The organism is Paenibacillus sp. CF095, assembly GCF_900101225.1.
GTDB lineage: Bacteria > Bacillota > Bacilli > Paenibacillales > Paenibacillaceae > Paenibacillus.
The window spans coordinates 1-15483 of record NZ_FMZN01000005.1 but is presented as its reverse complement, the minus strand read 5'-3'; the positions used below and the strand labels follow the sequence as shown (position 1 = coordinate 15483).

Sequence of the window (15483 nt, the reverse complement as noted above, 5' to 3'; positions counted from 1 at the left end):
TTACATTTTTACCGTTTATAATATGTAGGTATATTTTGGTAGTCATATATAGATCTAATACTAGTCGAGGTGCATAATGAAGAAAACCATTTTACTATTGTTTCTGAGCCTGTTCTTACTCTTTTTGCTCCCTAATCAGGGAAATGCCGCTGCAAGCACGTCAAAAATCTTTATGGATGGAGAGGAATTAGTCCTCCCAAGTGATGTACAGGTGACGATTATCAATAAAAACGTGATGATCCCGATTCGTGTCGTTGCCGAAAATTTGAAATTCAAAGTCGATTGGAACCAACAAGCACGCACTGTAAAAATTCAGCAAGATCAACAGACGATTTCCCTAACCGTGGATCAAAAGCAAGCCATGGTTGCTGACAAACAAGTCACTTTGAACACAGCACCGCAAATTTTGAACAAAACGCTGGTGGTGCCCATTCGATTTGTCAGTGAACAAATGGGGCTTAAGGTAAGATGGAACAATCAAGACAAGATCGTATACTTAACAAACACCAGTAAGGGACCTGCTATCGACCCAGGCAACAGTTCTGGAAAAGGGGATTCAACGTCTACCGCTAAGGTTACCGATATCCAATTTACCAACAATCAGCTCGTTTTATCCACGGATGGGGCCGTTCAGCCGGTAGTAACGACCCTCAAGTACCCTGATCGTTTGGTTGTGGACTTGCCTGGAGCAACCTTTGGTGATATCTCCCAACCGCTGGATCAAGGACTCAATGGCAAGTTGGATGTGAGCGGTTATCCCAATGTGACAGAAGTGAGATATTCGCTGTTCAAACGAGATCCGGCGCAAGTTCGCATTGTCGTAGAATTGAATAATGTGAAGGATGTCCAGTACAGCCAGAACATCATTGCCGATAAACTGATTATTGATCTGAATGTTGCGGGAGACAATGTCACACCTGCTCCAGTCACTCCAGTAGGCGATTCAGGACGCAAGGTCGTGGTCATCGATCCAGGACACGGTGGCAGTGACCCGGGGACGATCAGCATCACGAACAAACCCGAAAAAGAATACAACCTGGCATTGGCTCACAAAGTACAAGCCCTGTTGCTCAATGAACCTAATATCGAATTGGTGATGACTCGTGAAGGTGATACCTATCCGACCCGTCCTGAGCGTGTTCAGCTCGCCAATCAATTAAATGCAGATGTATTCGTATCTATCCATGGCAATAGCGTGAAGTCCGCCCCCCAAGCCACAGGTACAGAGACATATTATTATCAACGCAGTAACAGCAAGGAATTAGCTACTATCATTCATCAACGTTTGGTGAAAGCCATGGGTCTCAGAGATCGTGGTGTGAAAAATGGCAACTTGGAAGTAATCCGAGACACGACCATGCCTGCAGTGCTTTTGGAAGTGGGATTCTTGAGTAATGTACTCGATGAAGAACTGATGTCGTCCGAAGTTGTTCAGATGAAAGCCGCTCAAGCGATAGCCGATGGAATCAAGGAGTATTTGGGCCTATAAATCATCAAATAAATCAGATAAAGGAAGTGATTCTTTGAATAAGAAGTTAGGTTGTGCACTTATATTATCATGCTTGATCCTTATCGGAGTTGGATGTGCCCAGAAGCCAGTGAGCCAATCCGGTTCAAATGAACCTGCTGTTCAGGGAGGACAGACGCAGTCACCCAACCCATCCGAAACGGAGGTGGATCTGGGCACAATGAATACACAAGTCGTCGATGTATATTTGGCAGACTCTCAGGTACTTGAGCTTGAGAAAACAGAGCAGGAAATTGAATACAAGGATGATTCCGAAAAATATGAAAAAACATTTACAGCGTTGCAAACGAACACCGATTCGGAGCTTGTTTCCCTCTGGGAGCAGGTGGAATTGCTCTCTATCCAATATGTTGAGGGTACAGTGACTTTGGATGTTCATATCCCCGCTGAAGCCAATCTCGGTACCAGTGGAGAATTGCTCGCATTGGAAGCTTTAACTACAACGATGTTTCAATTTGATGAAGTGAACAGCCTGGATATACTGGTGGATGGTGAAGCCGTTGATAGTTTGATGGGTCATGCCGAACTGGACCACCCCATTCATCGTGAACCCTAAATGATCAGACAACAATGGAAAAAGAACGTCCCCAGGGACGTTCCAATCTGACGCATCAATTCGATTCATGCACAATTCACACATATAGCTCGTCACCAGCAGACAGTGAATGTATAACTGTTCCCGGTGACGGGCTATTTCTGAGCAAACCTTCTTTTAAACGGTCCGTCTCTGCCCGGTCAGTATGCACAAGGACCGTATGCCTTGCTGGAACCTGATGCAGCATTCGTTCAACATCCTTCCAGCCCTGATGCACTTTATAACGTATTTTCCGCACCACACACACTCCATACTTGTCAGGAACCCGTAGCAGCTTATCAGCAAATGTACCATGAGCAACATGCCCGGTGAGCAGAATCAGATTCTCCTCCCTGTCCGATAATTGACTATAATACCAACGGGCAAGCGAGGACTGCATCATGCCGTCCGGAATGAACCATAGCGAAGCAGCATGATGTTCCAACAGTTGTTCCCGCTCTTGGGTGGTCGTAGGCAGATCCCATCCTCGTCCAGTCAGAAAGCCATCAATTTTGTCTTTCAACGAACTTCCGATGACATGCTCTCCCTTCTCCCTCAACCAATACGGAACATGCATAAGCTGCTTCATGCCGTCTACCAGCCCGTGTTCTACTACGATTGGGATAGCCGGGAATTGTTGCTGTGCCCACAGTATGATCTCCTGTCCACGACCTACGACAGGCATGGGTAAGAGCACCTTTCCGCCTTGAGCAATAGTCTGGCGAATGGCTCGTTCAAGCTGTTCCAGTTTGTCGGCCTGTGTATCCTCGTCCGTACCGTAGGCCGCATCAACGATCGCCAGATCCACTAGCCCGACGGAAGATATTGCTGCTCTATCTGCTCCGCTTGCTACGTTTGCTCTGCCTGCTCCATCTGCTCCGTTCGATGTGAAATTTCCCTGCTTCATGGGTATCTCCATGGATACAAGTGTTCTTGACGATGCCTCTGATGCAACAGATGTCTGATCTTGTGACGTTATGAATTCTCCAGTCTTTTTCCCACTATTTATGGCGATTAGTTCCTCCGTACCCCACCGTTCGCTGCTCGGAGCATCGAACACAGGATTCTCACGAAGCATGTTTGTCTGCCAGAATGCCTCCGCTGGACAATCCTCCTGTAAAAGCATCGACTCGGACGTGTAGTCCCCGGAGTAGAAAATCCGCTTACCTTCCATTTCAACCCCAAACCACACCGATCCGGCCAGATGTCCACTCCGGCCCCATATCACTTTTACTTCGGGAAAAGGTTCAAACCAGGTTTGGGATACGACCTCATCTTCCAGATACCGATAACGAATAGCCTGCTCATCTACTTCATCATAAGGAAGTTCTTCGCCTATACGCTCTACAAACCTACGCCAGTTGGCAAAATACGTACGCAGCTGCGCCCTCGTCTCTCTCGTCGTCCACACTTCACCCTGGTAGCCCATCTTATACAGCAAAGGGATGGCGACCGAATGATCCTCATGGGCGTGGGACAAGAGGACCGCGTCCAGTTGTGGGACAATCTCCGGATCAATCAGCGGATACTGGCCTGTGCCTTCTTTTTTCACACCACAATCCAGCAAAAGCCGAAACCGGCTCCCGCTCAGGAGATAGGCGGAACGTCCATGTTCCCCTGCACCGCCCCATACGTTCAGTTTGATCATGATGCATTCCACTTTCTCTTTGAATTCAGCAGTTCGATTCCCAGCAGCATCAGCACCGTCATGCCTACAGTTACAACGGCCATCGCCATTCCGAGGGATACCTGACCTTGTTCGAACTGGGCAAAAATATACGTAGCCGACGTCTGCATCGACGGAGGAAGAATCAACAACGAACCTACCAGCTCCCGGGTAGCAATCGTAAAGGTCATCATCCAGCCGGCCAGCATGCCGGGCAGGATTAGCGGGATCAGGATTCGCCGCAGAATATACAGCGGTTTCCCGCCAAACACTTGCCCAGCCTGGAACAATGTTCCGTCAATCTGGATAAAGCTCGATTTTACATACTGCACGGTGTAAGGCAAGAAGAGAACAACGTACGTGAGCACAACCATGCCGTAGGTGTTATAAAACGTAACTGGCATCCAGGGTGAGTTCCAGAAAAGAATCAGACCCACAACCATCACGATACCCGGCACCGTATTAGGCAACAGACTGAACAAGTCAATCACACGCTGCATGAATGCAGATGATCTGCCGATCGCGAGCGCAAAACCCGTACCGACAATAACAGCAACGGTTGAAGCCGCGAGGGATAATCCCAGACTGTTCCCAATGGCCTTCATACTCACCGATCCCCAAGATAACAGCTCCTTGTAATGATCCAAGGTGAGATTATCAAAAGCAATTCCCGATCCCCGTAACTTCATGGTCGAAGCGGCGATGATGGAGAAATACGGAATGCCTACCGACAGGATCAACAGGATTGCAAGATACGCCCCGCATAACCATCCTGCTCCGCCACGAAGAGAATATCGCTTCGAACGTTGCCCTTTGCCACCAACCAGACGATACGTGAACTTCCGGCTCATGGCAGACTGCATATACCACATCACCAGACAGACGGACAGCAGCACCGATGCCAGCGAAGTCGCCTTGCCGAAGTCAATCGGCCAACTGGAGATGTACTTATGAATTTCGGAGGTCATAACATAGTAGCCAATCTTGCGCCCGAAGGTTGCCGGTGTTCCGAATTCCGCAATCGTTTTGACAAAGACCAGCATGATCCCCATGCCGTAAGACGACAACAATAAGGGTAAAATAATACGTCTGAAACGGTAACCTGCACGTGCACCGTGCACAGCTCCCGCTTCTTCCAGATTGCCACCGATGCGGATCAACGCATCTCGAAGCAGCAGATACAGGAACGGGAACAGGTGCAAGCTCATGATGAGCACCATGCCCCAGAAGCTGAAGAACAGCTCACTCCAGCCCGCAGATGAGGGCACCCATTGCTGGAGATATCCCCCTTTTTGCATAAACAGAATCCAGCCCATCGATCCGATATACGGCGGGGTCATGAACGGAATCATCAGGATTACATCCACCCAGCGATGTTCGCCCATCCGAGTCTTCGCCATCATCCAAGCCAGCGGTAGCGCCAGCAGCGTGGTTACTGCTACAACACAGATGCCAAGCCAGACGGAATTCAGCAATACACCCGATAGATGATGACCGGTAATCGTGCGAATCGGAGCCATCCAGTCCCATTGTCCATCCGGATACACACTTTGCCAGAAGATCAGCAAGAGCGGCACGCCAATACTTATGGTCAGCAGAAAGAGGGCCAGAATCACGCCCACTCTCCGAAAAATTCGGTTGTTGTCCATTCCAACAGGTTTCACTACGTTCACCTCACATGACTTTCCACAGACAGCAGGTATTCCTTTTGCCTAGTTGTCTCTATCCTATTATTTAAAAGTCTCGGAAAAACGCGCCGCTGTCTCTTCGCCATGTTCGCTCATCCAGTTCCAATCCACTTTAAGTTGTGGAATATCCTTCACATTGGCACGGTTAGTCGCTTCAATGTCTTCGCGGCCTGGGATCAGATAAGCATCTGCAACAAGCTTCTGTGCTTCATCGGACAATAGATAGTCAATGAACGCTTTGGCATTCTCTACATTTGGACTGGATTTCAGAATCGCTGCCGGCCTTGGGCTGATTACCGTGCCTTCCTCAGGATAAATGATATCCAGTGGTTCACCTTTTGCTTTGGAGGAATACGCCATGTAGTCCACACCTGCCGCTACGATGCTTTTGGCACCCGTAATGACCGGATCCAATGCTTCCTGATTGGCACCTGCCATCGCTACACCATTGGCTTTATAGGCACTCAGCAGATCCCATCCTTTTTCACCATTTGCACTCAGGTACCCTGTGATGAAGTCGAGTGCTGAACCTGATAATGTAGGGTCGGGAATGTTCACTGCATCTTTCCACGCAGGCGTAGCCAGCTCTGCCCAACTTGTTGGTGGTGTAGATACCAGTTTAGTGTTATACACAATCCCTAGTGCGGAAGCACTGCTGCTGAAATAATTGCCCTCTGCATCCGACCAATCCTTGTTCAGCTTGTCTGCATTGGCTGCTTCAGGGTAAGGCATGGTCAGTCCGTCTGCTTTCAAAGCCTGTGCTGAAGGTAAAGAGGCTAGAATTACAACGTCTGCAACCGGATTGGACTTCTCTGCTTCCATACGAGCCAGAATTTTGCCTGTCGTTCCCTGGAACATCTCGACTTCAATCCCCGTTTTGTCCGTAAATCCGCTCACGATGTTATCCGCCAGCTTCTGTGGGCCAGCACTGTACAAGACCAACTTGCCACCAGCCGGTTTCGTTGTTTCCGCCGCTGCTGCTGTGTTTCCCTCACCCGCGGGTTGTGCCGCATTGCCTGTGGTTGTGTTCCCTGTACTACATCCGAACAAACTGATACTCATTACCGCTGTTAATAACAGCATTGCGCTCTTTTTCCGTGTTTTCATACCCAACATATTCGTCCATCTCCCCTGGTTTCTTATAAAATGTGTACTCTTGCTTCCAACTGCGTGCTTGTTCAACAATTTAATACGCCACTGCGATCGCTTCGTTCTGCTTCATACTCGGGTGGTCATAACCGTCCATTCGGCATATCCGCTCAGGGGTTACATAGAGCTGCACCCGCTCCCCTACGCGCACTCTTTGGTTCATATAGGCTGTCCATACGCCCAGCCCTTCCATCTGCACTCGTACTTCATAGCGCTCACCTACATAGCTGACACTAAGTACCGTCCCCGGATAACACAGATCATCATGGCCTGTTTTGTTCCAAGTGACATGCTCTGGTCGCACCATCGATTGATTAGGCGTGAGCCAGTTGGACTTTCCGATAAACGAAGCGACATATGGATCACTCGGCGCCGAATATATCGTTTCCGGACTTCCCTTTTGCAATATCCGACCCTTCTGCATCACTACAATCTCATCCGACATCGACATCGCTTCAATCTGATCATGTGTGACGTACAGCGCAGTCAGCCCCATGTCCCGAACCAGCGACATCATCTCAATCCGCATCTCTTCCCGGAGTACAGCATCCAGTGCACTCAGTGGCTCATCGAACAGGATCACACCAGGTCTGACCGCTACGGCTCTGGCAAAAGCAACCCGTTGCTGCTGTCCACCAGATAGCTGATGAGGATATCGATCTTCCATGCCTTGCAGGCGAACCATACCAAGTGCTTCATTCACCTTTTGCCGGAGATCAGATTTCTGTTTTCCGGCCTTCAGGCCAAACGCTACATTTTCGTATACGGTCATATGCGGCCATAATGCAAAATCCTGAAACACCATGCCCAGATTACGCTTGTGTGTTGGTATATCAATCCGCTTCGCCGCAGAGTAGATACACTGACCATCTGCACGAATCTCCCCCGCGTCCGGCTGTTCCAGCCCGGCCAACATGCGGAGCAGTGTTGTTTTGCCACAGCCCGATGGGCCGAGCAGGGTCGTGAACTTTCCATGTTCAAGCGTTAGATCTGTCGGCAGCAGCGCGGGTGTTTGATTAAATGATTTTTGAATTCCTGTCATCTCTAATTTCATAAGCATCCCTGCCTGTCTTCTGTTACTTGATCTCTTGCACTGTTCTCAGTCTAACGTCCGCTTTCGCGAGTTGTATGTCTTGTATGTAAAATTGGAATTAACTTTTTAGATGAATTCTGTTGATGTTCATAGATTAAATCTATAGAAGGTGAACTAATCATTTGCACGATAACGGAGAGGACAGAAAAAACCTGAAAAAGCGGAGCGTTCGCCTTTATCACCGGATTTTCCCTTGAGAAAGGGAATCAAAAAAATCTGGGGATAACAGCGATTGGAAGGTTGTTCTGTCATCGTAGTGTCTGTGTAAATAAGCTTTAGTTCAATTTATATAGTAGAAGTGAGAGGAGTGTTGGGACATTGAATCTGATCAAATTGCAAATTGTTGAGCTGATCGACAAGCATCATCACATGACAAGCGTGGCCGAGTTACTGGGGATCAAGCAACCTACCGTTACATTTCATATGAAGTCATTGGAGGAAGAGATGGGTGTGCGATTATTTGAATCGCGCAGTGGAAAGACCTTTCTAACCGAGGCTGGACAAGCTCTGCTCCATTATTCCGTCAAAATCAATGCTCTGACCCAAGAGGCACGACGGGTCGTAAAGGAATATGACAGTCTCTATCGGGGCACCCTGCACATTGGAGCAAGCTATGTACCGGCTACATATTTGCTGCCCACCATACTCAATACCTTTTCGCAGGAATTCCCGGGCATTCGTATCGTCTTATCCGTCAAACCATCACCTGTTATTCGCGAAATGTTAATTAGGCATCAGATTGATCTGGGGGTGATCTCTTCCGAGCCATTTGTTGGACCCGCACTGCAAGCTGAGACGTTGTGTGAAGACGACCTGGTATTGATCTGTTCTCCGCAACATGGGTTGGCCCAGAAGGATGCATTAACACCTGATCATATCGCACAGATTCCTTTTGCTTTACATGGCAATGAATCCAGTACTCGTCGGTTAACCAATCAATGGCTTGCGCAACATGACATTCGTTTGCGGAGTACGGTGGAGATGGATTCCCTGGAAGCGATCAAACAGCTCGTGTTAATCGGGGGGCATGTCTCATTCATGTCTCGGATGGCGGTACAGTGGGAGGAACAGCACGGGCTCATTCAAGTTCTTCCCATTCCCGGAGAGCAGGCACCACGCCATATATACACCGTACATAACAAGGACCGCCACCCTTCAGTTCAGGTAAACCGCTTCAAAGAAGTGCTGCGAGAGGTGAGTCACGGCTTCCCCATTTTCCATGGCTGATTGCCTTGATCCGCTATAAACTATCGTTTGCCATTCATCAAATCTATGCAGGGTTAACGCAATGTGCGCTCCCCGTTAATCGCTTTCATATATTCGGGCGATAAAGTGGGATCTGTACGTTAATCCAGATTAGGAGAGTGATTGGTTTTGAAAAAGTGGAAAAAGGTAACCGCCTCATTGATGCTGAGCATCGTAACATTGGGAAGTGGAATGACATTTCTGGGAGCACCCCAGGCTTCAGCTGCTGCCAATGCCGTTCCTGCTTATGAAGTAAAGTTTCTGGCCAAGCCGGAACTTGTATTGAATACAGATGGGACACCACGCAGTGAAGTGATTCAGACACTCGGCCTGAGTTCCACGCCAAGAAACATTAACGTAGAGTACTTCGACACCAATGCTCTCGGATTGGATCAACAAGGATGGAACGTTCGTTTTCGCAAAAAGGATGACAAGAATAACTACGAATTGACTTATAAAAAACGCTACCCTGTGATCAATGGCGATATCAACGCAGCGCTGACTCTGGCTAACCAAGAGGGTTTTGATAAATCAGATGATAACTACGAGGCTGAAATTGATTGGGGATACGGCAAACAGACGCTGAGCTTCTCCAACACCAAAAAAGTCGATACCAAAGCGACAGGAGTCCAACTTCCTTCGCAGCAAGAAGCCTTGAACATGTTACTGGACAAGCTTCCGGGCAAATTGAAAAACTGGACTTCCTCCAACTGGGGCAAGCAGCAACTGACTCAATCCCGTGCATATGGTCCGATAACGTTCCAACGATATGAAGGTACATGGAATGGTCAAGAGCTTACACTCGAAGTATGGCCGATCCGTGACGCAGCAGGTACAGGTATTGAGAATATCGTAGAGGTTTCTTTCAAAACCGATGATGCTGTAGCCGTATCCGGACTGCGTACCCAACTGCTGCAATTGCTGGAGAACAACAACTGGCTGATTCCTGCAGATGGCTTGAAAACACAAACGATTCTGGAAAGATACTAATCGCTAGCTCTATTAAAAAGACAAGTTCCTCTTCCTGCGGACATCGTAGGAGAGGGCTTGTCTTTTTTTGCGTAGTGAATTAAATGATCTGTTATTTAAGTAATTCTACGATTAACATCGGTTGAGATTTTACTGGTTATTCGCTCAACAGTTTGGATGATGGGCACTATGTATTGGCTATTCTACAACTCGGTAACCTATATCAATTCAATTTATAGTGGAGAATTACGCGGTTCAATGATCAGAATTTCTACAGTCTTATAATTCCATCACTTGAGTTTCGCGTGAATAGATGACCCTCGATTTCCCATAGAAATGCTTTAGCGTGCGCAGGCTTCATATATCTTAATACTATCGGACGTACCCTACCATTCATCTCGTAGTGTATTACGAGATAATTTCTCGAATTTGAGCTACCTGCTCTTTTTGGATATCCTGCACTCCCGATTTTTCTTAATGAGAGTTCAAACGTTTGCTGACCACTTTGAATATATAAGTTCCCATTACCTATCAGCACATCCACCCGCCTGCCTTCTGCAACTTGTGGAAGCCCTGACTGATGAATCCCTACTGCATGTAACCTTGATCCGAACTGCTGTTTTAGTTTATTGGATCGACTCGTCGTTCGAATACCAAATATCGAAACTAAGATAATAAAACCAAGTATAAACCACATTCTATATACCCCCCTCCGCTTTTTCTTCTGTATATCATTTTCATATTATCATATGGACTTCTTATTTGTATGACAATATGCGATAATTGATAATGATTCTCAAATACATCATATATAATGTTACTATCGTAAGTTAAGGAGGGATTCTGGTGACTTTGCAAGTCTTTCCACTGATATCTAACGGTGACCATACCCATGACCTATATGCAAGATTCAAGACATCCGAAGTTCTCAATCAAGCGTCTTTTCTTCCCCCATTCGTATTAGCTGACTCACATCTTTTGCTCATCTGTACTGGTGGTGAGGCCGATATCCGTATTGGGCACAGGCTGAATCATGCCACACTCGGCAAAATGTATCTGATCCTGCCAGGAACAGCGATAGAATATACACCGGATGAGGTTCATCCTTTACAGGGCATCGCGATATATTTTGATCTGTTAAAGCCCATTTCAGATATGAACAAAACTACTTCTGGATCTACTGTAATGGAGATTTACCAAAAAGGGTTACTTCGTTCGTCTTATGCCGATGAGTTACCGCATGAACTTTTTCAGGAATGTACCAGAATTGCCTCACAGCTCCATGAATGCATCTCTGTACCTCAAGAAAATCGTCCATTTCGTATTCAGACTTTGATGCATGAATTGTTGACCCATGTGTATGCTCCTCCCAAAGAAAGTACAGTAGGAGATTCCGAACACACCTCTGCTTTGGATCAAACGCTTGAACTTATTGAGCTTGGATATGCTGAGCATCTTTCTCGTGAAGTTCTTGCCGGTGTGGCAGGTATGAGTGTATGGCACTATTCGCGGGTATTCAAAAACCGTACTGGCATCAGTCCCATGGAGTACGTGAATAACATCCGCATGGACAGGGCCAAAGAGATGCTGCTCGTCCCCGGCCAAACCATCAAACATATCGCCTCACAGGTTGGTTTTCAGGACGAGTTTTACTTTAGTCGCAAATTCAAAAAATATGTTGGCGTGTCTCCCTCTACCTATCAACGGCAGAAACGCAGTAAAATTGCTGCTCTCTCCTTCGGAACCACTGGCCATCTGCTAGCATTACAGATCATCCCCATGCGGCATTGATCGATAACCGACGGGATCAACACAGGAATCTGTTTTTCTCCAATATCCCTTATCATCTGGGACGTAGCAAACGCATGAATCCTCATATCTGGCAAACCAACGTTGAGTTGTTGATACAAGCGCGCCCGGATCTCATAATCTGTAATGAGTACGAAGCCCATTCGTTAAAAAGAACGCTGCAGCGAATTGCTCCTACCATCGTTATCCCATGGAAAGGATTGAGCTGGCGGGAACACTTCGTACAAGTTGCCTCCATTGTGGGACAGCAACAGAATGCTCAGCAGTGGTTGGAGCAGTATGATGACAAGGTAATCCATGCCAAAGAGCAGCTTACTCATTTCATCGGAAAGGATACGGTCTCCATCATTCATATCATGATGGGTCATCTGTTAATCTACGGGCGACGCAATGGGGGCGCTGTTCTATATAACGACCTGGGCGTGTCCCCTTCACACGATCTGCTTCCAGGGCAAGTCTATCGTGCATTGGATGAACAGGAGTTGCCTCAAATGGTTGGAGATCGCATGTTACTGATTGTGGACCAGGACTCAGAATCCCAGCAACGTTGGCATAAACTACAACATACTCAGCTATGGCAACAATTGATGCCCGTGCAGAACCAGCATGTATATCTGCTAGATGAAATGCCTTGGTTGGATTATTCACCATATGCCCATGATCAAATTATTGATGAAACCCTGAAACTTTTTGGTGGTACTCAGCACATTAATCCATGACCGGATAGCACAGAAGGCTATGTCTCCCCCAACATGAGACCGCTACAATATAAAGTGTACTGAGAATCAATATCATTAGAAACACAGGGGGATTATGATGTACAAACAGCATTATGTCAAAATAACGGGGATCCTGTTCATACTCGCCATGTTACTTGTTGCGTGTGGACAGACACCTGCAAGCACTTCGCAGCCATCTGCAGATGGCGTAAAATCAGCTGCGGGGACAGATGGGGACTCATCCACTGAATCAACTACTAAAACCGTGGAGAGCGCCAGTGGCAGCAAAGAAATCCCAGCACATCCCGAACGGATTGTGTCCATTAATATGGAGGACATTCTCCTCTCCTTGGAGGTACCACTGGTACTTGCTACACCTATTGGCCGGCAAGATTACCTGAATGAGCAACTTGAAGCCCAAGGCGTGGCTGTTGAACCCATTAATGAAAGTGTCAATTTTGAAGCTGTAGTCAGCGCCAATCCGGACCTCATTATTGCCAATGCCAGTTTGGATGCCAAAATTCTCGAACAACTTGAGAAAATCGCGCCTACGATCACTTATGATCGCCGTAATTGGCAGGAATCTATCGTACAGGTAGCTACTGCATTGGATATTGAAGAGCGGGCTGAACAGCTTTTACAAAAAAATAAAGATCAGGTAACTGAAGCTCAGAAACTCGCAGCCGATATCACCAAGACCAAACCAACAGCTGCATTCCTGCGCCTGGAAGAGAAAGATATGCGTTTGTTCTTCTCGTCCATTCCATCTACGCCATTCCCAGCTTCTAGTTATGTAGGAGCGGGCTATGAAATTGGATTCACTCCCGATGCTCTCGTTACCAAACTCGAGGCTGAGAATCCAGATCGGATGAATGCCAGTATCTCGGTTGAGCTTTTGCCTGAAATCAAAGCAGACTATCTGTTCATTGTGTCCATTAGCTCAGATGGATCAGCTGAAGCTTTGCAAAAAACAAAAGATGAACTCAACGAAATCCAGCAACTCCAAGTATGGAAAAGCCTACCCGCTGTTCAAAATGGTCATGTCTATGTCCTCAATGCTAAGAAATGGCTTATTGACGGCCCCATTGCCGAATCGCTCAAACGTAATGAAATGCTCGAAGTTCTTGGACTACCTGCTTCACAATAGTAAACATACCTCTGTTTCATCCACAACAAACAAAAGGAGATTCACCGGATTTTCGGTGGATCTCCTTTATATTTAATATTCCAAATGGTCTCATTCAGCAGTTCTTCATTCCAGTAATTCTTCATTCACATCAGGCTTTTAATATATTTTAAAGTTTTGGGCTGTTTCGATCCCAAGTGCACTCTGGATAAACGTATTAGCCACTTTCTCTACAGGTACAGGATTAAATCCAATAAAGAAATCCTTATATTTCTCCGCCGACTCTACAAACAAGTTGGGACTAACTGAGTTCAAACGAATGCCTCTTGGCAACTCAAACGCTGCCGCTTTGGCAAACGCATCAATGGCCCCATTGACCATAGCACTTGATGCGCCTTTCTCAATAGGGTGGTCTTGTATTATGCCACTGACCAACGTGAAACTCCCTTTGTCATTAATATAGTGCTGACCAATCAACACGATATTAACCTGTCCAAGCAGTTTACCCTGCACACTAATCAGATTGTTCTCAGGTGTAAGTTCTTCGAGTTTCGCATAATGGGTCTGACCTGCCGCCACAATGACGTAATCAATATTTCTCACCGTTTCAAAGAGGGTAGTAATACTCTCTGTCGAAGTCATATCTACCTGAACATCCCCGGATTGTCTACCTGCTGTAATAACCTCAACGGAATAATCTCTCAGTTTCGCAACAACAGCTTTACCTAGCGTTCCGTTTCCACCAATGACCAGTGCTCTTTTCATTACTGTTTGTCCTCCTTTATAAATAAACACGGTAAATCAGATACGAATTGTTCTATTTATTAAAACAAAGATTCTATCCTTAATCAAATGACAATTGACTCTATTTTAAAAGGAATCCACTTATTCTTTTTAACGCAAAAAAAAACCCTTACTATAAGCAAAGGCTTTTCTGTATGTTACTCGGAAGCGGGTGATGGGAATCGAACCCACGCTATTAGCTTGGAAGGCTAAAGTTCTACCATTGAACTACACCCGCAAAATAAAAAAATCGGGATGACACGATTTGAACATGCGACCCCCTGGTCCCAAACCAGGTGCTCTACCAAGCTGAGCTACATCCCGATACTTATGAGAATAATGGCGCGCCCTGAGAGATTCGAACTCCCGGCCTTTTGATTCGTAGTCAAACGCTCTATCCAGCTGAGCTAAGGGCGCAAATATTGGAGCGGAAGACGGGAATCGAACCCGCGACCCTCGCCTTGGCAAGGCGATGCTCTACCGCTGAGCCACTTCCGCAAAACATATGGTGCGGTCGAGAGGACTCGAACCTCCACGGGGGGTTAGCCCACACGGACCTGAACCGTGCGCGTCTGCCAATTCCGCCACGACCGCAAAATATAATGGTGAGTCATGAAGGGCTCGAACCTTCGACACCCTGATTAAAAGTCAGGTGCTCTACCAACTGAGCTAATGACTCGTAATGAAATGGCTGGGGATATAGGATTTGAACCTATGCATGACGGAGTCAAAGTCCGTTGCCTTACCGCTTGGCTAATCCCCATTAAAAAATCATGGGGCGATCGAGGGGAATTGAACCCCCGAATGCCGGATCCACAAACCGGTGCGTTAACCACTTCGCCACGATCGCCATAGAGTAAGCCATTCATCCACTAAGAGTATCTTAGTATTAGCAACTGCATCTATAATATACATTCTATCACAAATTCAGATGTAAATACTAAAAATGGTGCCGGCGAGAGGACTTGAACCCCCAACCTACTGATTACAAGTCAGTTGCTCTACCAGTTGAGCTACACCGGCACGGTGTATATTTAATTAAAAATGGCGGAACCGACGGGATTCGAACCCGCGATCTCCTGCGTGACAGGCAGGCATGTTAGGCCAACTACACCACGGTTCCAGATCACTTTC

12 protein-coding genes and 10 tRNA genes are annotated in these 15483 nt (G+C 46.9%); 7 read left to right on the top strand and 15 right to left on the bottom strand.

All coding sequences use genetic code 11. The features are described 5' to 3' along the window. Window positions 1-76 precede the first annotated feature (76 nt). Both BLS69_RS26265 and BLS69_RS26260 read left to right on the top strand, forming a co-directional pair. On the top strand, window positions 77-1489 hold the full coding sequence (locus BLS69_RS26265) for an N-acetylmuramoyl-L-alanine amidase family protein (RefSeq protein WP_091038021.1): 1413 nt from the start codon (window positions 77-79) through the stop codon (window positions 1487-1489). A 34-nt stretch (window positions 1490-1523) separates the two neighbouring features. Continuing rightward, on the top strand, window positions 1524-2084 hold the full coding sequence (locus tag BLS69_RS26260; protein WP_176873049.1) for a GerMN domain-containing protein: 561 nt from the start codon (window positions 1524-1526) through the stop codon (window positions 2082-2084). A gap of 76 nt (window positions 2085-2160) precedes the next feature. On the opposite strand, the gene BLS69_RS32780 is transcribed toward BLS69_RS26260, so the two are convergent. The 4 genes from BLS69_RS32780 to BLS69_RS26235 form a co-directional block, all read right to left on the bottom strand. Then, window positions 2161-3750: an MBL fold metallo-hydrolase gene (locus BLS69_RS32780; RefSeq protein ID WP_249912936.1), complete on the bottom strand. Its 1590-nt coding sequence runs from the start codon at window positions 3748-3750 to the stop codon at window positions 2161-2163. After that, window positions 3747-5417 carry an ABC transporter permease gene (locus BLS69_RS26245; protein WP_091038353.1) on the bottom strand — a complete coding sequence of 557 codons (1671 nt, stop codon included), beginning with the start codon at window positions 5415-5417 and terminating at the stop codon, window positions 3747-3749. Before BLS69_RS26245 ends, BLS69_RS32780 begins: the two co-directional genes overlap by 4 nt. Window positions 5418-5498: 81 nt before the next feature. After that, window positions 5499-6572 carry an ABC transporter substrate-binding protein gene (locus BLS69_RS26240; RefSeq protein ID WP_091038017.1) on the bottom strand — a complete coding sequence of 358 codons (1074 nt, stop codon included), beginning with the start codon at window positions 6570-6572 and terminating at the stop codon, window positions 5499-5501. 70 nt (window positions 6573-6642) lie between these two features. Further along, window positions 6643-7659 carry an ABC transporter ATP-binding protein gene (locus BLS69_RS26235; RefSeq protein WP_047840482.1) on the bottom strand — a complete coding sequence of 339 codons (1017 nt, stop codon included), beginning with the start codon at window positions 7657-7659 and terminating at the stop codon, window positions 6643-6645. Between the two features lie 357 nt (window positions 7660-8016). On the opposite strand from BLS69_RS26235, the gene BLS69_RS26230 reads away from it, so the two are divergent. The 5 genes from BLS69_RS26230 (at window position 8017) to BLS69_RS26205 (ending at window position 13587) form a co-directional block, all read left to right on the top strand. After that, a complete protein-coding gene (locus BLS69_RS26230; RefSeq protein ID WP_076253950.1) occupies window positions 8017-8925 on the top strand; it encodes a LysR family transcriptional regulator in 909 nt (302 codons plus the stop codon). A gap of 147 nt (window positions 8926-9072) precedes the next feature. Continuing rightward, a complete protein-coding gene (locus tag BLS69_RS26225; protein ID WP_091038015.1) occupies window positions 9073-9933 on the top strand; it encodes a hypothetical protein in 861 nt (286 codons plus the stop codon). Window positions 9934-10758: 825 nt separating this feature from the next. Next, window positions 10759-11703, top strand: a complete 945-nt coding sequence (locus BLS69_RS26215) for a helix-turn-helix transcriptional regulator (protein ID WP_091038012.1) — start codon at window positions 10759-10761, stop codon at window positions 11701-11703. A 74-nt stretch (window positions 11704-11777) separates the two neighbouring features. Beyond that, window positions 11778-12440, top strand: coding sequence for an ABC transporter substrate-binding protein (locus BLS69_RS26210; RefSeq protein ID WP_091038011.1), 663 nt, complete (start codon window positions 11778-11780; stop codon window positions 12438-12440). Between the two features lie 94 nt (window positions 12441-12534). Then, window positions 12535-13587, top strand: a complete 1053-nt coding sequence (locus BLS69_RS26205) for an ABC transporter substrate-binding protein (RefSeq protein ID WP_091038010.1) — start codon at window positions 12535-12537, stop codon at window positions 13585-13587. Between the two features lie 138 nt (window positions 13588-13725). On the opposite strand, the gene BLS69_RS26200 is transcribed toward BLS69_RS26205, so the two are convergent. The 11 genes from BLS69_RS26200 to BLS69_RS26150 form a co-directional block, all read right to left on the bottom strand. Then, a complete protein-coding gene (locus tag BLS69_RS26200; protein ID WP_091038008.1) occupies window positions 13726-14331 on the bottom strand; it encodes a short chain dehydrogenase in 606 nt (201 codons plus the stop codon). 185 nt (window positions 14332-14516) lie between these two features. Then, window positions 14517-14587: transfer RNA gene (locus tag BLS69_RS26195), tRNA-Gly, on the bottom strand. A gap of 12 nt (window positions 14588-14599) precedes the next feature. Then, window positions 14600-14673, bottom strand: a tRNA-Pro gene (locus tag BLS69_RS26190). A gap of 16 nt (window positions 14674-14689) precedes the next feature. Further along, window positions 14690-14766, bottom strand: a tRNA-Arg gene (locus tag BLS69_RS26185). Between the two features lie 6 nt (window positions 14767-14772). Then, window positions 14773-14847: transfer RNA gene (locus BLS69_RS26180), tRNA-Gly, on the bottom strand. Between the two features lie 8 nt (window positions 14848-14855). Beyond that, window positions 14856-14943: transfer RNA gene (locus tag BLS69_RS26175), tRNA-Leu, on the bottom strand. Between the two features lie 9 nt (window positions 14944-14952). After that, window positions 14953-15028, bottom strand: a tRNA-Lys gene (locus BLS69_RS26170). Between the two features lie 9 nt (window positions 15029-15037). Continuing rightward, window positions 15038-15112 (bottom strand) — tRNA-Gln (locus BLS69_RS26165). Window positions 15113-15123: 11 nt separating this feature from the next. Next, window positions 15124-15199 (bottom strand) — tRNA-His (locus tag BLS69_RS26160). A gap of 97 nt (window positions 15200-15296) precedes the next feature. Then, a tRNA-Thr gene (locus BLS69_RS26155) sits at window positions 15297-15372 on the bottom strand. A gap of 22 nt (window positions 15373-15394) precedes the next feature. Further along, window positions 15395-15472: transfer RNA gene (locus BLS69_RS26150), tRNA-Asp, on the bottom strand. Window positions 15473-15483: the final 11 nt, after the last annotated feature.